Raw genomic sequence first — 17,396 nt, 5'->3', positions numbered from 1 at the left:
CCCCGGCGGCCCTCTCCGCATGCGGTCGGGCCGGCCTCCGCCTAGCGTGATCATTCGGGGGATTCCGGCGGTGTGCGCAACGAGGGAGATCCGCACCATGGCCCGACACGCACGTCAGCCGCAGGAACCTGCCGAGAAGGGGGAGGGGCGCGGTTCGTCCCACCGGTGGTGGGTGCTGGGAGTGATCGGGCTCGCCCAGCTGATGGTGGTGCTCGACGCGACGATCGTGAACATCGCGCTGCCCTCCGCGCAGCAGGACCTCGGCTTCAGCGACGGCAACCGCCAGTGGATCGTGACGGCGTACGCCCTCGCCTTCGGCTCGCTGCTGCTGCTCGGCGGCCGGATCGCGGACCTGGTCGGCCGCCGGGTGGTGTTCCTGGTCGGACTGGTCGGCTTCGCGGTGGCCTCCGCGATCGGCGGCGCCGCCCCGAGCTTCGAGGTCCTGGTGCTGGCCCGCGCCCTCCAGGGCATGTTCGGCGCGCTGCTGGCGCCGGCCGCGCTCTCCCTGCTCACCACGACGTTCACCGTCCCGAAGGAGCGGGCCAAGGCCTTCGGTATCTACGGGGCCATCGCGGGGGCGGGCGGCGCGGTGGGGCTGCTGCTCGGCGGGGTGCTCACCGAGTACCTGGACTGGCGCTGGTGCCTGTACGTGAACCTGCTGTTCGCGGCCGTCGCGTTCCTCGGCGGCTGGCGGCTGCTCACCGCCGGGGCGCCCGTCGACCGCCCGAAGCTCGACATCCCGGGGACCGTGCTGGTCTCGGCGGGCCTCTTCTGCATCGTGTTCGGATTCTCCAGGGCGGAGACCCATCCGTGGAGTTCGCCGGACGTCTGGGGGTTCCTGGTGGCCGGTGCGGCGCTCGTCGCCGCGTTCGCGTGGTGGCAGACCAGGGCCGCGCATCCGCTGCTGCCGATGCGGGTGGTGCTGGACCGGGACCGGGCCGCGTCGTTCCTCGCGATGTTCATCTCCGGTGGCGGCCTGTTCGGGGTGTTCCTGTTCCTCACGTACTTCCTGCAGAAGAGCCTGTTCTACTCGCCGGTCAGCACAGGCCTCGCGTTCCTGCCGATGATCGCCGTCATGATCGTGACGTCCGTGACGACGACGAACGTCCTGGTGCCACGGGTCGGCGCCAAACCGATCGTGCCGCTCGGCATGGGTCTCGCGGCGGCCGGCATGGTGTGGCTGACCGCGCTGGACCTGAACAGCACCTACGCGGCCCACGTGCTGCCCCCGCTGATCTGCCTGGGGCTCGGGCTGGGCATGATCTTCGCGACCGCGATGAACCTGGCGACCGCCGGGGTTTCCGCCCGGGACGCCGGGGTGGCCTCCGCGATGGTCAACACCAGCCAGCAGGTGGGCGGCTCCATCGGCACGGCGCTGCTGAACACCCTGGCCACCACCGCGGCCACCAACTACCTGGTCGGCCGCCGTCCGACCCCGGCCGCGATCGCCCAGTCCCAGCTGGACAGCTACACCACCGCGTACTGGTGGTCCGCGGGCTTCTTCGCCGTCGGCTTCCTGGTCACGGTGATCCTCTACCGCCGGGGCGTTCCGCGGCCCCACCCGGTGGAGGAACCCGAACCGGCACGGACCTGACCCCGGCTCCGGCCCTCAGCGGTCGCCGCGGCCGGCCGGGGCGCCCTCGGTGAGGCGTACGAACGGAATGGACTCGCCCACGGCCCGGTAGCCCTCCGCGCTGCCGTCGACCGTGAACCCCAGGTACGCGCAGAGCCGCCGGGCGACCCGGGGATGCCGGGGCGCGTACCGCACCATCAGCTCGCCGCCCTCCCCGGCCGGCAGCTCTGCCGCCGTCACCGCGTGGAACCGGCGGCCGATCTGCACGGTGGCCTGCGGCGTACGGCGCAGGTTGCGGTACCAGTCGGCGGCGGGCCCGTATCCGGACGCCACGGTCCAGCTCCGCCGGCCGTCCACCGTCGCGGACTCGACCACCTCGACGGCGGTCCGGCGCGGCTGTCCCGAGGTGCGCCCGGTGTGGACGAGGAGCAGCAGCCGCCCCCGGAACAACGGCCCGAGCCCGGCCCGGAACATATGGACCGGAAGCCGGGCGACGGTACGCCGCCAGCCGGCCGGCGGTGCCGGGCGCCGGGGCACGGACGAATCTGCGGATTGATGTGTCACTGTGCAAACGTTGCGCAGTGACAAGATCTACGCCACCGTCGCGGGCGGGACTCCCGCAGTGGGGGTACGCGGTCCGGCGCGGTACAAAGGGGCATGGCCGCGCACGAACAGGCATCTGAGAAACGACCGTCCGCCCCGTCCACCCCCGGCAGGGACGACGTCGACGCGGTGACGCGGGCGGTGCTGACCGCGTCGAGACTGCTGGTGGCCGTTTCGGCCCGGTCGCTGGCGGCGGTCGAGGACCGGGTGACGCTGCCGCAGTTCCGCCTGCTCGTGGTCCTGGCCACCCACGGGGACGCCAAGCTGGTCTCGCTGGCCGAGCGCCTCGGCGTCAATCCGTCGACCGCGATGCGCATGCTGGACCGGCTGATTGTCGCCGGTCTGGCCGAACGGCAGGTCAACCCGGCCAACCGCCGGGAGACGGCACTGCGGGTGACCCCGGAGGGGCTCCAGCTGGTCGAGGACGTCACGGCCGGCCGCCGCCGGGAGATCGCCTCGATCGTCGAGCGCCTCGCCCCGGAGCAGCGGTCCGCGCTGATCGAGGCGCTGACGGCGTTCACCGCGGCGGGCGGCGAGCCGGCCGTTCCCGGGGGCGGCGCGGACGCGTACCCGCTGGGCTGGCTGCCCGACCTGCCCGCCGCCCAGGACGGCTGACGCCGCGCTCAGTCGGTCTGAGCGAGCTCCTCCTGCGGCAGGGGCACCCGCGCGGCAGGAACGGTGTCGCTGCTGCTGCTTCCGCTACCGCTACCGCCGCCGCTACCGCTGGACGATGCGGCGGGCTTGTCCCCGCTGCCGCCCCGCCACTCCTGGATCTTCTCGACGATCGGCTGCGTCCAGCGGGCGGTGAGCGGGCCGACGATGACGAGGATCAGGACGTACGCGGTGGCGATGGGGCCGATGCGCGGCTCGGTGGCCACGGCCAGACCGGCAATGACGATGGAGAACTCGCCCCGGGCGACGAGCGTGCCGCCCGCCCGCCAGCGCCCGCGCGAACCGATGCCGGCCCGCCGTGCCGCGTACCAGCCGGTGGCGATCTTGGTGAAGACGGTGACGATGGCCAGCAGCGCGGCCGGGAGGAGCACCGGCGGGATCTCCGCGGGGTTGGTGGAGAGCCCGAAGAACACGAAGAAGACGGCGGCGAAGAGATCCCGCAACGGGGTCAGCAGCTTGCGCGCCCCCTCCGCGACCTCGCCGGACAGCGCGATGCCGACGAGGAACGCCCCGACGGCCGCGGACACCTGCAACTGCTGGGCGACCCCGGCGACCAGCACGGTCAGCCCGAGCACGACGAGCAGCAGCAGCTCGGGATTGTCGGAGGACACGGCCCGGCTGATCAGCCGCCCGTGCCGCAGCGCGAGGTAGAGCACGAAGCCGACGGTGCCGAGCGCGACGAGCAGCGCGATGCTGCCGCCGGCGAAGCCCACGCCCGCGAGCATCGCGGTGAGCAGCGGCAGGTAGACGGCCATCGACAGGTCCTCGATGACGAGCACCCCGAGGATGACGGGCGTCTCCCGGTTGCCGAGCCGCCCCAGATCCGCGAGGACCTTGGCGATCACCCCGGACGACGAGATCCAGGTGACCCCGGCCAGAGCCACCGCCCCCACGGGCCCCCAGCCGAGCAGCAGCGCGGCGACGGCACCGGGGGTGGCGTTGAGCACGAAGTCCACGGCCCCGGACGGATACTGCGTCTTCAGACTGGTGACGAGTTCACTGGCGCTGTACTCGAGCCCCAGCAGGAGCAGCAGCAGAATGACGCCGATCTCGGCGCCGACAGCGGTGAACTCCTCACTCGCGCCGAGCGGCAGCAGCCCACCGTCACCGAAGGCGAGTCCGGCCAGCAGATAGAGGGGGATCGAGGAGAGGCCTATTCGGCCGGCGAACCGGCCGATGATGCCGAGCCCCAGAATGACGGAGCCGAACTCCACCAGCAGTGCGGTCGTGTCGTGCACGGTCAGCCCTCCGCAATAATCTCGGAGAGCGTGTCCACGCCCTCGCGCGTACCGACGACGACAAGCGTGTCCCCGATGGCCAGCCGGAAGTCCGGCCCCGGCGACGGATGCGCACTGTGCGTACGCAACACCGCCACGATCGAGGCCCCGGTCCGGGTCCGAGCCCGGGTGTCCCCGAGCAACCGCCCGCCGTACGGCGACCGCGTCCCGAGCGGTATGTGCTCGGTGACCAGATCGATCCCCTCGGTCCGCACGGCGTCGATCGGCGCGGCATCGATGAGGTGCGCGAGCCCGGTGGCCTCCTGTGGAGTCAGGGGTACGGAGAGCCGGCACGAATCAGGATCGTCCTGGTCGTAGAACCCGATGAACCGCCGCCCGTCGTGATGCACGACGACGGAGATGTGCTGGCCCGTCTCGGTGGTGTAGTCGTACTGCACTCCGACTCCGGGCAGCGTGGTGCGGTGGGTTCCCATGACTTCCTCCCGAGGAGCGCGACGCTTACGAAACGCACTTGGTGATCTCTTTAGTCCCGCATTACCCTAACCGGACCCTTGATGGGGTCTTCGGGTTCGCGTTTCGCCCGGGGGCGGACGGCTCGCTCGGTGCGCCTCACTCTCCGGCAGGCGGTTCCCTTCGGGGCACCTTTTGCTCTTTGGCGCCACGGGCGGGCGGTGCGGCGGCGGAGCGCGGCTGGGGGGGGCAGCGCGGGTCCGGGTTAGTGCTGGGTGATTTGCCTGTGTATGCCGGACTTCACGAAGCTGCTTCGAAATGGCAGGATGCGGCCAGAGAACCCGAGGTCAGGCAGTCTGCTCCCCGCGCGTGCGGGGATGAACCCAGCACCCGCACCCGCGTGAACACCGAGTCGTACTGCTCCCCGCGCGTGCGGGGATGAACCCAGGGTGGCGCGATCGGTGAACTCGGCGCCGCCCTGCTCCCCGCGCGTGCGGGGATGAACCCTAGGGTCCCACCTCAGATATATGCACCTACCACCTGCTCCCCGCGCGTGCGGGGATGAACCCTCGGCGCGTCGCCCGTCGCGACGCGCCGAGTTCTGCTCCCCGCGCGTGCGGGGATGAACCCAAGCTCACCGCTCCCAGTCCCGCCGACCCGAACTGCTCCCCGCGCGTGCGGGGATGAACCCGTCCCGTCGGCGTCCTCGACGCGGTAGCGGGTCTGCTCCCCGCGCGTGCGGGGATGAACCCTTGCGCAGGTCCGGCGGCACGAAGCTGGCGAGCTGCTCCCCGCGCGTGCGGGGATGAACCCATCAAGGTCGTGCGCGCCCCGGTGTCCGTACGCTGCTCCCCGCGCGTGCGGGGATGAACCCGTCTCCGGTTCGGCCGAGGGCGATGGCGTGTACTGCTCCCCGCGCGTGCGGGGATGAACCCGAGCGGGAAGACGTCGCACGGCGTGGTCTTCGCTGCTCCCCGCGCGTGCGGGGATGAACCCGTCAGAATCGGTCGCCATGTCAGTCCATTCCGCTGCTCCCCGCGCGTGCGGGGATGAACCCTGCATCCCGGTCGTGTTGAAGGTGGCGCCGAACTGCTCCCCGCGCGTGCGGGGATGAACCCAAGAATCGAACACGCGACTCATGGTCGTGCTCCTGCTCCCCGCGCGTGCGGGGATGAACCCGACTTCCGCATGTTCGTGTCGATCCGCGCGGCCTGCTCCCCGCGCGTGCGGGGATGAACCCGCGGTGGTGAGAGCTGCTCCGAGCTGGCCGAGCTGCTCCCCGCGCGTGCGGGGATGAACCCGGTCTCGTGGAGGGGCTGAAAAAGTCGCAGCCCTGCTCCCCGCGCGTGCGGGGATGAACCCGTCCTCGCGCCCCGCCTCACGGGCTCGACGGCCTGCTCCCCGCGCGTGCGGGGATGAACCCGCATAGAGGGGCCGGGCTGGCACCGGACCCCTCTGCTCCCCGCGCGTGCGGGGATGAACCCCTCCAGGGCACCAAGTACGAGGTGCGGATGGGCTGCTCCCCGCGCACGCAGGGATGAACCCTTGCGCCTCGTTCGGGATCAGGCCCGCCAGGGCCGCTGCCGGCCTCGGGTACGGGCGGGAGATCAGCGAACCGGGCGCTGCGGGTACGACTGTGGGTGCGTCCGCGACCTGGTGCACAGCACCCTGTGGACGTTGACCGTGGCCCCGGCGCCCGAGGCCGCGTCGATATAGATCTGCTCGGCTTCGTCCGGCCGCATCAGCTGGTCGCAGCGGTCGCAGATCACCCGGCCTCCTTGGGGGTGGCGGCGAGGCGGCAGCGGGCGACCTCTTCGTACTCGGTGTGCCTCATCCGCCCGGCGTGCTTCAGCGCCCAGGTGTCAGGGGTGATGTGTGAGCGGCTCGGCTCGGACTCCTCGCCGCAGCCCGGGGTGAGGCAGCGGATCAGGATGACGGTCTGCGGTGCCTCGCCGCGGGGAGCGCCGATCGTCCACTCCACGAACCGCATCACCAGGCTCATGTGCTCGCCCGCGTGGCCTGGGCCGCGCAGGTCGCGGTGTCCGCGCATGCCCGGGGGAACCAGCTGTACGCGGCTCCGTCGGCCGGGTGCGTGCGCTGCTCGCCCAGGTCGACGTCCAGCCCGGACACGAGGGGGTGGTCGCACCAGATGCAGCGCCAACCACGGGACTGCTGCTCGGTCAAGGTGCTGACTGGTGGTAGTGCTCTCACGATCACGGCATCCTCGGCTCGTCGGCGGTCGGTATCCCGACGGTACGAGCGGGCAGCGCAGGCGAGGGGCAGGATTCCTGTCCCTCGCTCACGGGTTCGAACTACGCCGCGAGTAGTCCGATTTGCTCGGCCAGGGCCGCGGCACGCTGGCGGCGAGCTGGCACTCGGGACTCCGTCTCCTCCAGCACGATCCGGCGGGCGTACCCGTTGTAGCGGATCGTCTCCGGGGCTGCTCGGTGGGCGCGCTCCAGCGTGGCTAGGGCCGTCTCAGGCTGCCCGTCCAGCTGATACGCGCGGGCCTCCTCGATGCGGTGTCGGGCCAGGCGCGGCCGTGACGGGATCGCTGTGCTGTCTGCGTCGATTGCCTGCCGCACTGACTCCCCGCCAGCCCGCAGCTCCACGGCCACGGTCACGGCGTGGGCGCCCATGATGGCGGTGGAGAACGACGTAACTGGGTGGTAGTAGCCGGGTGACAGCCGGGCCGCGGTGGCGTTCGCCTTGTCCCACCACCGCCACGCCTCGCCCTTCGCCCCTCGCCGGGCCGCCGTATACCCCGCCTCGAATTGGAGGGCGCCTGCAATGGCGATCGTGCGGTCGTCGGCGGCTGGGAGGAACCGCTGTATGAAATTTAGGGCCTCCATCGTCATGGCGTCGGCCGCGTCGAAGTGCGCGGGCCCACTGTCGCGGTGTGCCTGTGCGGCCAGCCACGCCGCAACACCGATCGCGTGCGGATCCTCGGACTCCTGCGCCGCGACCATGCCACGCTCGGCCACCCGCCACAGCAGGGCACTGTCCGGCTGGTAGGCCACGAAGAACTGGCTGAGGCTGTACACCTCGGACAGGATGGCCTGCCCCACCCGCCGCTCAGCCGCTGTCTCCGCCTGCCGCACCGTCAACTGCGCGTCCCCGATCAGCCCCGGTAGTAGCTCGCCCAGCACCTCGCGGTGGTTCGGCGCGCGGTGCCGTGCCTGCCACGCCTTCGCCAGTCGAGCCGCTACGTGTTCGGCCGGCGGCGCCTGCCGGTCCGCGCTCAGCGACAAGGCATTCACCGCCGCCCGCACCTCCGGCAGCCGTGAGTGGCCCGGCCCGATGAACAGATCGACGGGGGTGGACTGGTCGCCGGTCAGGTCCGAAAGGTCGCGGACGCGCAGCAACTCGGCGATGCGCAGGATCACGGGAAGCTTCGGCATACCGATCTGTCCCGTCTCGACTTGCTTCACCCACGACTGCGACATCCCCAGCAGCCCTGCCACGACCGGCCGCGACATGCCCCGCTTCGTACGGAGGATCTGCATGCGTTGGCCGAATGCGATCGGATCGGCGTAAGGGTCCGGGGTAGCATCATCTGGCATGGCCTTGCCCCTCTCTGAACAGCTCGTCACTGTCAGGGTATGGGGCAAGGCCCTTTCTGTGTGGCCCGTCACGTGATCCGGAACGCAGTCAGACGCCCCCACGACAGAAGGCTGGACAGGGGCCTGCACCACGTCCACATGGCCATCCCGCCGGGCAGGTTTGCCCGCTGGTCCCGTTAGCCCAGTCACGCCTGTCTGCTCTGCTTTTCCCGCCGCACCGGTCGCGCCTCAGATGCCCTTCTCGCCGCGTAGCACCGACGGGCCGGGGGCGACGCCTCGGCCCGTGCGGTGTAAATGCTCAGCCGCGTCCCCCGATCAGGTGTGCCCTCTTTGAGTCGAGGCAACCTCTGGAGCCTCGCAGGTGTCATCCGCGAACTCCGTTGCGGCTGCCTCGTAGTGAGCGACCGAAAATGATCAGTACGACGATGACTACGACCACGCGAATCCCTGGGTCAATTGGGGACATCGAACCGGCACCAGCTCCAATGACTGTCAGTAAGAGCTGTCGGGTGAACGGCTGGTCGAACTCCGACTGTGCGGCCGCGGTTCCATGTGTTGCGGGCATGACTCATTCCGTTCTGCAGAGTGGCTTGCCGTGGAGGCGGATGGACAAGGGTCCTCGTCAGGACTGGCGCAGGAGCCAGCCCAACTACCCGTCCTCCTGGGGTACTTCGCGACCCTACACGCGCAGGACCCGACGCGAGGCGTCTTTGGTGCACTCCTGTTGGGAAGTCCTGGTCAACCATCGCTAGTCCATACAGTTGAAGCTGATGCAGACTGAGTGCAGGGGCTGGGCATCCGTACACGGTTCCCCCGTGCGCGCACGGGGGAACCGTGTACGGATCGTCGGTGTAGTCCAGCTGCGACGGTTTACCCCCGCGTGCGCGGGGAGCAAGCGTTGGATGACGCGCATCGGGAGTCCATACAGGGGACATCCCCACACGCGTGGGGAACTGAGGGTCGAAGTCGACCTGCACCCGCAGCGCAACTCGCCAGGGGTGGCGAGCCCAACGGAGAGTCCAGCCTATGTTGCGACGGGAGCAGTCCCAAGTTGCCGAATCGGGCATCCAGTCCAATCGGCGCATTCGCCCAACCCTGACACCGATGCGGCCGACTTCTCAAGTCCCTGGGAGCGGCCCCGCTCATTACCGCAAGCCCACCCTCCAAGGTGTGGAATCATAAGACCGGACACATTCGAACGCCGAGCTGTATTCAATGGCCCCATGTCCCACGCAAGCCGGATACGCCCCCTCCCCAGCTCGGCGTTGACCGCGCCCGCTCGTACGGTGTGGGCCAAGCACGACCACTCCACCGAAGGCTGGTTGCCCCTGTGGCAGCACATGTCCGACAGCGCGGCTGTCGCCGGCCTCCTCTGGGACGAGTGGGTTCCCCGCCTGATCCGGCAGCAGATTGTTGACGCGGTCCCGCACCCGGACGACGCCCGCCGCCTCGTCGTCTGGCTCGCTGCCACGCACGACATCGGGAAGGCGACGCCCGCCTTCGCCTGCCAGGTCGATGGGCTCGCCAACGGCATGCGCAGGGCCGGGCTGGACATGCCGCACCAGAAGCAGTGGGGGGACGACCGGCGTTTGGCGCCGCACGGGCTGGCCGGGCAGTTTCTGATGCAGGAATGGCTCGTGGAGCGGCACGGGTGGACGGTGCGCGCGGCCGGGCAGTTCGCGGTGGTGGCCGGTGGGCACCACGGAGTGCCACCCGGGTACGCGCAGATCCACGATCTCGACAGGCACCCCGAGCTGCTGCGCACTCCGGGGCCGAGCGAGGCGCTTTGGCGCGGTGTGCAGGACGAGTTGCTTGATGCCTGTGCGGAGGCTTACGGCGTACGTGAACGACTTGACGCCTGGCGCTCGGTGAAGCTGCCGCAGACCGTGCAGGTGCTGCTGACGGCCCTCGTCATCGTCTCCGACTGGATCGCGAGCAATCCCGACCTCTTTCCGTACTTTCCCGAAGACGCGCCCCGTACCCCGGACGAACGGATTGCCGCCGCCTGGCGCGGACTTGACCTGCCCGGCCCGTGGGAGCCCGCAGAGCCGGAAGGGACGCCGGCCGAGTTGTACGCAACGCGGTTCGACCTGCCGGGCGGGGCCGAGATCCGGCCGGTGCAGGAAGCCGCCGTACGGCTCGCGCGTGCCCTTCCCGAGCCGGGGCTGATGGTGATCGAGGCACCGATGGGGGAGGGCAAGACCGAGGCGGCCCTCGCCGCGGTGGAGATATTCGCGGCCCGCAGCGGGGCCGGCGGGTGCTTCGTCGCCCTGCCGACCCGGGCGACGGGCAACGCCATGTTCCCGCGCCTCCTGAAGTGGCTGGACCATCTTCCGTGCGCCGAGCGCCACTCGGTCTTCCTCGCACACGCCAATGCCGCGCTGAACGATGAGTACATGGGCCTGGTGCGTGCAGGCGGAGCGGGTGGCGTCCGGGCCGTGGACGTGGACGGGCCGGACGGTGTCCGGAGGGCATCGAAGGACGCCGGGCCCGGTTCGGCCGAGCTGATAGCCCACCAGTGGCTGCGAGGCCGCAAGAAGGGAATGCTCTCGTCGTTCGCGGTCGGGACGATCGACCAACTCCTGTTCGCCGGGCTCAAGAGCCGCCACCTGGCGCTGCGCCATCTCGCGCTGGCGGGCAAGGTCGTCGTGATTGACGAAGCCCACGCTTCAGACGCCTACATGAACGTCTACCTGGAGCGGGTGCTGTCCTGGCTGGGCAGTTACAGGGTGCCCGTCGTCGTACTGTCCGCGACCCTGCCCGCCGCCACGCGTCGGGATCTGATCCGGGCGTACACGGGGGACACCTCTCCGGAGGGAACCTCCGACAACGCCACCGCCGCGCAGGGATATCCGCTGCTGACGGCCGTCGCGCCGGGCAGCGCGCCACTGACCGAGTGCCCGCCGGCGGCAGCTGACCGGAGTACGGACGTCCTGCTCGAACCGCTCGGCGACGATGTGTCCGTGCTCGGCGACACCTTGGCCGACGCGCTGTCCGGCGGCGGCTGCGCACTCGTCGTACGGAACACCGTCGACCGGGTGCTGGAGACGGCGGAACGGCTGCGCGCCCGCTTCGGCGGCACGGCGGACGTCACCGTCGCACACTCCCGCTTCATGGACCTGGACCGGGCCGCGCTGGACGCGAGGCTCCTGAGACTCTTCGGTCCGGACGGCGATCGTCCGAGTGGGCCGAGACCGCACATCGTCGTGGCGAGCCAGGTCGCGGAGCAGTCCCTTGACGTCGATTTCGACCTCCTGGTCACCGATCTCTGTCCCGTGGACCTCATGCTCCAGCGGATGGGGCGCCTGCACCGGCACCAGCGGGGTCCCGGCCAGAACCAACGGCCGCCGGCCCTGCGCCGGGCCCGGTGCCTGGTCACGGGGGTTGACTGGAACGGCAAACCGCCCGAACCGGTCCGGGGTTCGGAGCGGGTATACGGACGGCACACCCTGCTGCGGTCCCTCGCCGTGCTCCGCCCGTACCTGCACACGCAGGGCAGCACGCTGAGCCTTCCGCAGGACATCCTCCAGCTCGTCCAGACGGCGTACGGAGATCAGCCGATCGGCCCGGCGAGCTGGGCGGAGGCGATGGCCGCCGCAGATCTGGAGCACCGGACCCGCCGTGCGGAGCAACAGACCGAGGCGGAGGTCTACCGGCTGGACCGGGTCCGCAAGCCGGGGCGGCCGGTGATCGGCTGGATCGACGCGGGGGTGGGCGACGCCGACGACTCCCGGGCCGGCCGCGCCCAGGTCAGGGACAGTGAGGAGAGCCTTGAAGTACTGGTCGTCCAGCGGCAGTCGGACGGTTCACTGACCACGGTTCCCTGGCTCGACCGGGGGCGCGGGGGGCTGGAGCTGCCCGCCGATGCGGTTCCGCCGCCGAGGGCGGCAAGGGCCCTCGCCTTGAGCTCGATGCGGCTGCCGTTCCACTTCTCGAAGCCGTGGGTCCTGGACCGGGCCATCGACGAGCTGGAGGAGCTGCTGATTCCGGCCTGGCAGGCGAAGGAGTGTCCGTGGCTGGCCGGGGAGCTGATTCTGGAGCTCGACGAGCACTGTCAGACCCAACTGGCAGGCTATGAGATCGAGTACAGCAGTACTCACGGACTCAGGGTGGGGCGCCCCGGCGCCCTCGACGTAAGGCTGGTGGAGCACGTGCCGTCGTTTGATCTGGTGTCACGCCCGTGGCTGCCGGTTCAGCGGGTCGACGGCACGACTGCTGAGCTGTCGCTGCTGGACGTGTTCGCCCAGGCAAGCAGTCTGCGGCGGCTGGTGGGTGACGTACCGACGCAGGAATTCGCCCTGCTCAGACTGTTGTTGGCGATTCTGCACGACGCCGTGGACGGGCCGGACGACGTCGAGGACTGGGCGGATCTCTGGGAGAGCGAGGACGCCTTCGAGGCCATACCGGCCTATCTGGAGCGGCATCGTGCACGCTTCGACCTGCTGCATCCGCACCAGCCCTTCTTCCAGGTCGCCGGGTTGCACACGGAGAAGGACGAAGTCTTCTCCCTGAACCGCATCGTGGCCGACGTCCCCAACGGCGACCCCTTCTTCAGCATGCGCATGCCCGAGGCGGAGCGCCTCGGTTTCGCCGAGGCCGCCAGATGGCTGGTCCACACCCATGCCTTCGACACGTCGGGCATCAAGTCCGGCATGGCGGGCGACGACCGGGTCAAGGGCGGAAAGGTCTATCCGCAGGGAGTCGGCTGGGCGGGCAACCTGGGCGGGGTGATGGCGGAGGGGGCGAACCTGCGTGAATCGCTGCTCCTCAACCTCGTAGCCCCCGACCACTCCACCTTGCGTTTCAGGGACGACGACACTCCGGCATGGTGCCGCGAACCCTGCGGACCGGGCGCGGAGTCGCCGCTGAACCTCGCCTCCCGGCCCTCCGGCCCCCGGGATCTCTACACCTGGCAGACGCGGAGGGTGCGTCTGCACCACGACGACACCGGTGTGTACGGCGTCGTGCTCGGCTACGGGGACCCCATCGTGTCGAGGAACAAGCAGCTGCTGGAGCCCATGACGGGGTGGCGGCGCAGCGAGGCGCAGGAGAAGAAGCACGGACTGGCGCGCGTCTACATGCCCCGCGAGCACGACCCCGCACGCGGTGCCTGGCGTGGACTGGCCGGCCTTCTCCAGAACGTGCCGGGGAAGGGCGGAGCGCAGAGCGGGGAGCCGGCAGCCTTTCTCCGGCCGGGCCTGCTGACCTGGATGGCACGACTGGTCTACGAGCAGGCCCTGCCGAGCCGCTTCCTCTTCAGGACGCGCATCGTCGGGGCGCGATACGGAACGCAGCAGTCGGTGATCGACGAGTTGATCGACGACGGCGTCACCATGCCCGTCGTCCTTCTGCACGCGCAGGACAAGCGGTACGCCGTTGCGGCCGTCGACGCGGTGGGAGACGCGGACCTCGCGGTGAGAGCGCTGGGTGACCTCGCGGCCGACCTCGCCCGAGCGGCCGGATCCGACCACGAGGCGCACCGGGATGCGGCCCGCGAACGGGGATACGGCGAGCTGGACGGCCCCTACAGGCTCTGGCTGCGGCGGCTCGGGGAGAGCGACGACCCGGCGCGCGAGCGTGAGGCGTGGCAGAGGCGGGTGGGCCGGATCATCAGGGATCTGGGCGACGATCTGCTGGATTCCGTGACCACCGCCGCGTGGGAGGGCCGAGTGCTGGACCTGGGCAAGGGCCCTCAGTGGTTCGACGACACGAGCGCCGACAAGTGGTTTCGGATCCGGTTGGCCAAGGCACTGCCCAGGGCCCTTCCGATCCCCGCGCCGCGTGGCAGCACATCACAAGGTCCGGTCAGCGAAGAGGATTTGGTGGAGGAGACGGCGTGAGCGCGGACCAACGAGGGAGCGGCGCGTCGACCGACGCCCCCGCCCCCGCCCCCGTACAGAAAGAACCCCCGTCCGCCGCAGCCCTGATCAACGAGACGGTGCACTCCCATGTCTCACGCCTGCAGTGGGGATACCGGGAGGACCGCTCGGAGGCTGTCGCCACCGTGGCACGCATCAGGCGGGGTGCCGGGAAGCCGGCCGGTGAGATCCCTGATCTCTGGGGTCTCATCGGGGCCGAAGCACTGTACGTACGAGGATGGCGCGAGGAGGACGCGGAGCGTGCCGAGAGCGCGGTCCACATGGCCGTCACCCTGTGGGCACTGCATCAACAGGGGCACCACACGGCGGACATGCACATCAAGGACGGCCCTGGCCTCGGCAAGGCCGTCCGCAAGCTGATGCCCGACGCCGCGATGGACGAGCCCATCCGCAAGCGGTTCGTACGCGCCGGCACAGCGACGTCCATCGACGCCCTGGCCACGCGCCTGCGCGAACTCGTACTGCTGCTGCGGCGCGACGACATCGCCATGGACTACGGGAAGTTGGCCTCGCAGCTGTACGCCTGGCAGTGGCCGGGAGGCCGGGCCGAGGTGCATCGCGCATGGGGTCGGAGCTTCCACTCGCACGGGCCGGTCAAGCCCGAGGAAGACGCCCCGTAACGCGCTCCAGGAACCCCGCAACATCGCCTCTGCCCGCCGGGCGCTCCACCGCCGGATCACCCGCACGACCGACAAGGACCCTTCGTGAGCCGCACCATTCTCGACGTGCACATCCTCCAGACCGTTCCGCCCAGCAACCTGAACCGGGATGACACCGGATCGCCGAAATCCGCGGTGTACGGGGGCGTCCGGCGCTCCCGCGTCTCCAGCCAGGCGTGGAAGCGGGCCACCCGGACGGCGTTCCGGAACCTCCTCGACCCCGGCGAGCTGGGTGTGCGCACCCGGAAGGTGGCCGAGGCGCTGGCCGAGCGGATGATCGCCCAGGACGAGACGCTGAGCGACCAGAGGGAGAAGGTGCTCGCCTTCGCCGCGGAAACGGTCGTCGCGGCGACCGGCACCAAGGTCGAGGCTCCCAAGCGCAAGGCGAGTGCGGCCAAGGGAGCGGCCGGGGACGGGGAGGAGGCTTCGGAGCCGGCACCGGAGTCTTCCTATCTTCTGTTCTTGAGCGCCCGTCAGCTCGACGCCCTGGCGGGCCTGGCGGTCGAAGGGCTGCGGTCGGGCGAGCAGGCCAAGGAGTTCTTCAAGAACAAGGAGAGGAAGGCCAGGGCCAAGGCTCTTGCCAACAGCAGCCACTCCGTTGACATCGGGCTCTTCGGCCGCATGGTCGCGGACACCACCGACATCAATGTGGACGCGGCCGCCCAGGTCGCTCACGCGATCGGGGTGCATGCGGTGGAGACCGAGTCCGACTACTTCACGGCTGTGGATGACAGAAACGCCTCCGACGAGTCAGGGGCCGGAATGATCGGCACCGTCGACTTCAACTCCAGCACCCTCTACCGCTACGCCGCGGTCGATGTGGACCGGCTGTACGACAACCTCGGAGCGGGCTCGAAGGACGGGAGCCCCGCGACCGAGCCGGTACGGAGGGCCGTCGAGGCGTTCCTGGAGGGCTTCATCACCTCCCTCCCCACCGGCAAGATCAACACGTTCGGCAACCACACTCTCCCCGACGCCGTCGTGGTGAAGCTGCGGACGTCCCGCCCGATCAGCTTCGCCGGGGCCTTCGAGGCGCCCGTGGTCGCGAAGGGCACGGGAGGCCATGTCGAGGAGGCATGCGCGGCGCTCGCCTCGTACGTGCCCGGTGTCGAGTCGGCGTACGGAGCCGAGAAGGACACGAGCACGTGGGTCGTGCGGGTCGGATCAGTCACGGACGCGCTGGCGGGCCTGGGTACAGAGGTCACCCTGGCCCAGCTCGTCGAGTCGGTTGGTGCGGCTGTCGGCGACCGGCTGGGCGGCGTCTGAATGGGCGTCCTGACCCTCCGGCTCGCCGGTCCGCTCCAGGCCTGGGGCTCTTCGGCCCGTTTCTCGCGCCGCACCACGGATTCGGCGCCCACGAAGAGCGGAGTGGTCGGACTGCTGGCGGCGGCGCTCGGGCGCCCCAGAGACAGCGACGTCTCCGACCTGGCCGCGTTGCGCTTCGGCGTACGCATCGACCAGCCGGGCACCCGTATCCGGGACTTCCAGACCGCGCACCACGACGACACGGGCAAGTCCATGCCGGTGTCCGAACGCTTCTACCTCGCGGACGCGGTGTTCGTCGCGGGCCTGGAGGGCGACGAGGACCTGCTCGTCCACCTGCTCGCAGCCGTGCGTAACCCCGTCTTCCTGCCCTTCCTCGGCCGGAGGTCATGCCCGCCGAGCCGCAACATCGATCTCGGGCTGCATCCCGGAGCCGAGCTTGCCGCGACGCTGGCCGCCCACGAGTGGCAGGCGTCCGACTGGTACTGCCGACGGCGGCGCAAGGACGAGTCCGTCGACCTCACAGTGCTCCTGGAAGCCGGGCCCGATGACGACGGTGCGGAGGGGCCGGGCGATGCGGTACGGGACCAGCCGATCAGCTTCGACCCGCGTCACCGGCGGTACGGGCTGCGAGGAGTGGTCGCGCGAACGGTGACGGTTTCCAACCCCCGTGCCGACCGGAGGAACGAGCGGGCGGCCCTCGCCTCGCACGATCCGGTGGGCCACCTCACTCCGCTGGACAGGGACGGTGCCTGACATGTACCTCACGCGCTTTCGCTTCAACGCGGCGAGGACCGGTGCCCGGCGACTGCTGACGTCACCACAGATGCTGCACGCGGCGGTGATGTCTTCCTTCCCCGAGGCACCCCCCACACCCGATGGAGGGCCACGGGTGCTCTGGCGGATCGACTACAACTCGGCGGCCGAGGTGCTGCTGTACATCACCAGCCCGGCCAGGCCGGATCTGACACATCTGGTGGAGCAGGCGGGCTGGCCGACGGCGGAGCCCCGGGGCTGGTCGACGTACGACTACGCCACCTTCCTGACCGGGCTGTCCGCCGACAGCGTCTGGGCGTTCCGGCTCACGGCCAACCCGGTGCACAGCATCCGTCGCAAGGAGGGCGAGCCGACGAAACGCACTGCGCATCGGACACCTCGCTACCAGATCGAGTGGCTGCTCAAGCAGCAGGACCGGGGTGGCTTCGCCATCGTGGAGAAGGCGCCGGAAGCCCGTCGCCTGGAGCGGGGGGACGAGTACGAGCTGGCGGTGGGCGGGGCCCGGGGGCTGTCATTCAGCAAGAAGAGTTCGTCGACGGGCAAGGACAGTTCCGCGGCGGCGGGCAGGAACGCCGTACGGATCGCCGCCGTGACGTACCAGGGCCGACTACGGGTGACCGACCCCGAGGTCTTCCGCCTGAGGCTGGCGTCCGGACTGGGCAAGGCGAAGGCTTACGGCTGCGGACTGATGACCCTTGCTCCGGTGGTGTGAGGGCCGA

Annotated in this window: 14 protein-coding genes and 1 CRISPR repeat array; of the genes, 7 read left to right on the top strand and 7 right to left on the bottom strand. The window is 70.2% G+C overall.

The window, feature by feature from the left end; all coding sequences use genetic code 11:
- The first annotated feature begins 97 nt into the window (after positions 1-97).
- A complete protein-coding gene (locus OG892_RS19055) occupies positions 98-1,594 on the top strand; it encodes an MFS transporter (RefSeq protein ID WP_073733393.1) in 1,497 nt (498 codons plus the stop codon).
- Positions 1,595-1,609: 15 nt separating this feature from the next.
- On the opposite strand, the gene OG892_RS19050 is transcribed toward OG892_RS19055, so the two are convergent.
- Positions 1,610-2,047: a nitroreductase family deazaflavin-dependent oxidoreductase gene (locus tag OG892_RS19050; protein ID WP_371631654.1), complete on the bottom strand. Its 438-nt coding sequence runs from the start codon at positions 2,045-2,047 to the stop codon at positions 1,610-1,612.
- A 183-nt stretch (positions 2,048-2,230) separates the two neighbouring features.
- Here OG892_RS19050 and OG892_RS19045 point away from each other — a divergent pair, with 183 nt between their 5' ends.
- The gene (locus OG892_RS19045) at positions 2,231-2,791 is read left to right on the top strand and encodes a MarR family winged helix-turn-helix transcriptional regulator (RefSeq protein ID WP_073733395.1); all 561 of its coding nucleotides are present in this window, start codon (positions 2,231-2,233) and stop codon (positions 2,789-2,791) included.
- Between the two features lie 8 nt (positions 2,792-2,799).
- On the opposite strand, the gene OG892_RS19040 is transcribed toward OG892_RS19045, so the two are convergent.
- From OG892_RS19040 to OG892_RS19015, 6 genes are all read right to left on the bottom strand, one after another.
- Positions 2,800-4,086: a cation:proton antiporter gene (locus OG892_RS19040; RefSeq protein WP_371629783.1), complete on the bottom strand. Its 1,287-nt coding sequence runs from the start codon at positions 4,084-4,086 to the stop codon at positions 2,800-2,802.
- Positions 4,087-4,088: 2 nt separating this feature from the next.
- Positions 4,089-4,559: a cation:proton antiporter regulatory subunit gene (locus OG892_RS19035; protein ID WP_024492051.1), complete on the bottom strand. Its 471-nt coding sequence runs from the start codon at positions 4,557-4,559 to the stop codon at positions 4,089-4,091.
- Positions 4,560-4,892: 333 nt separating this feature from the next.
- Positions 4,893-6,081: a CRISPR direct-repeat array (repeat unit 29 nt; unit sequence CTGCTCCCCGCGCGTGCGGGGATGAACCC).
- Between the two features lie 62 nt (positions 6,082-6,143).
- Positions 6,144-6,305, bottom strand: coding sequence for a hypothetical protein (locus tag OG892_RS19030; protein WP_199884298.1), 162 nt, complete (start codon positions 6,303-6,305; stop codon positions 6,144-6,146).
- Positions 6,302-6,538, bottom strand: a complete 237-nt coding sequence (locus OG892_RS19025) for a hypothetical protein (RefSeq protein ID WP_143195041.1) — start codon at positions 6,536-6,538, stop codon at positions 6,302-6,304. The genes OG892_RS19030 and OG892_RS19025 overlap by 4 nt, the downstream gene beginning before the upstream one ends.
- Complete coding sequence (locus OG892_RS19020; RefSeq protein WP_242436531.1) at positions 6,535-6,720, bottom strand: hypothetical protein; 186 nt, start codon at positions 6,718-6,720, stop codon at positions 6,535-6,537. The genes OG892_RS19025 and OG892_RS19020 overlap by 4 nt, the downstream gene beginning before the upstream one ends.
- Before the next feature lie 128 nt (positions 6,721-6,848).
- The gene (locus OG892_RS19015; protein ID WP_073733399.1) at positions 6,849-8,099 is read right to left on the bottom strand and encodes a helix-turn-helix domain-containing protein; all 1,251 of its coding nucleotides are present in this window, start codon (positions 8,097-8,099) and stop codon (positions 6,849-6,851) included.
- Between the two features lie 1,223 nt (positions 8,100-9,322).
- Here OG892_RS19015 and casA point away from each other — a divergent pair.
- From casA to cas6e, 5 genes are all read left to right on the top strand, one after another.
- Positions 9,323-13,939: a type I-E CRISPR-associated protein Cse1/CasA gene (gene casA, locus OG892_RS19010; RefSeq protein WP_371629782.1), complete on the top strand. Its 4,617-nt coding sequence runs from the start codon at positions 9,323-9,325 to the stop codon at positions 13,937-13,939.
- On the top strand, positions 13,936-14,598 hold the full coding sequence (gene casB, locus OG892_RS19005; protein ID WP_371629781.1) for a type I-E CRISPR-associated protein Cse2/CasB: 663 nt from the start codon (positions 13,936-13,938) through the stop codon (positions 14,596-14,598). The genes casA and casB overlap by 4 nt, the downstream gene beginning before the upstream one ends.
- 84 nt (positions 14,599-14,682) lie before the next feature.
- Positions 14,683-15,903, top strand: a complete 1,221-nt coding sequence (gene cas7e, locus OG892_RS19000; RefSeq protein WP_371629780.1) for a type I-E CRISPR-associated protein Cas7/Cse4/CasC — start codon at positions 14,683-14,685, stop codon at positions 15,901-15,903.
- The gene (gene cas5e / locus OG892_RS18995) at positions 15,904-16,656 is read left to right on the top strand and encodes a type I-E CRISPR-associated protein Cas5/CasD (RefSeq protein ID WP_371629779.1); all 753 of its coding nucleotides are present in this window, start codon (positions 15,904-15,906) and stop codon (positions 16,654-16,656) included.
- A 1-nt stretch (position 16,657) separates the two neighbouring features.
- Positions 16,658-17,389 (top strand): type I-E CRISPR-associated protein Cas6/Cse3/CasE, encoded by a 732-nt coding sequence (gene cas6e, locus OG892_RS18990; protein ID WP_371629778.1) that lies wholly within the window; start codon positions 16,658-16,660, stop codon positions 17,387-17,389.
- The last annotated feature ends 7 nt before the right edge of the window (positions 17,390-17,396 follow it).

The organism is Streptomyces sp. NBC_00341 (assembly GCF_041435055.1).
Lineage (GTDB): Bacteria > Actinomycetota > Actinomycetes > Streptomycetales > Streptomycetaceae > Streptomyces.
The sequence above is the reverse complement of the archived record's forward strand: the minus strand, read 5'-3'. Positions and strand labels throughout refer to the sequence as shown.

What these genes read in the sequence shown, in the direction of transcription:
- cas5e (WP_371629779.1), top strand. Translation starts at nt 15,904, where the DNA reads ATGGGCGTCCTGACCCTCCGGCTCGCCGGTCCGCTCCAGGCCTGGGGC.
- cas6e (WP_371629778.1), top strand. Translation starts at nt 16,658, where the DNA reads ATGTACCTCACGCGCTTTCGCTTCAACGCGGCGAGGACCGGTGCCCGG.
- OG892_RS19035 (WP_024492051.1), bottom strand. Translation starts at nt 4,559, where the DNA reads ATGGGAACCCACCGCACCACGCTGCCCGGAGTCGGAGTGCAGTACGAC.
- OG892_RS19050 (WP_371631654.1), bottom strand. Translation starts at nt 2,047, where the DNA reads ATGTTCCGGGCCGGGCTCGGGCCGTTGTTCCGGGGGCGGCTGCTGCTC.
- OG892_RS19055 (WP_073733393.1), top strand. Translation starts at nt 98, where the DNA reads ATGGCCCGACACGCACGTCAGCCGCAGGAACCTGCCGAGAAGGGGGAG.
- OG892_RS19015 (WP_073733399.1), bottom strand. Translation starts at nt 8,099, where the DNA reads ATGCCAGATGATGCTACCCCGGACCCTTACGCCGATCCGATCGCATTC.
- OG892_RS19025 (WP_143195041.1), bottom strand. Translation starts at nt 6,538, where the DNA reads ATGAGCCTGGTGATGCGGTTCGTGGAGTGGACGATCGGCGCTCCCCGC.
- OG892_RS19045 (WP_073733395.1), top strand. Translation starts at nt 2,231, where the DNA reads ATGGCCGCGCACGAACAGGCATCTGAGAAACGACCGTCCGCCCCGTCC.
- casA (WP_371629782.1), top strand. Translation starts at nt 9,323, where the DNA reads ATGTCCCACGCAAGCCGGATACGCCCCCTCCCCAGCTCGGCGTTGACC.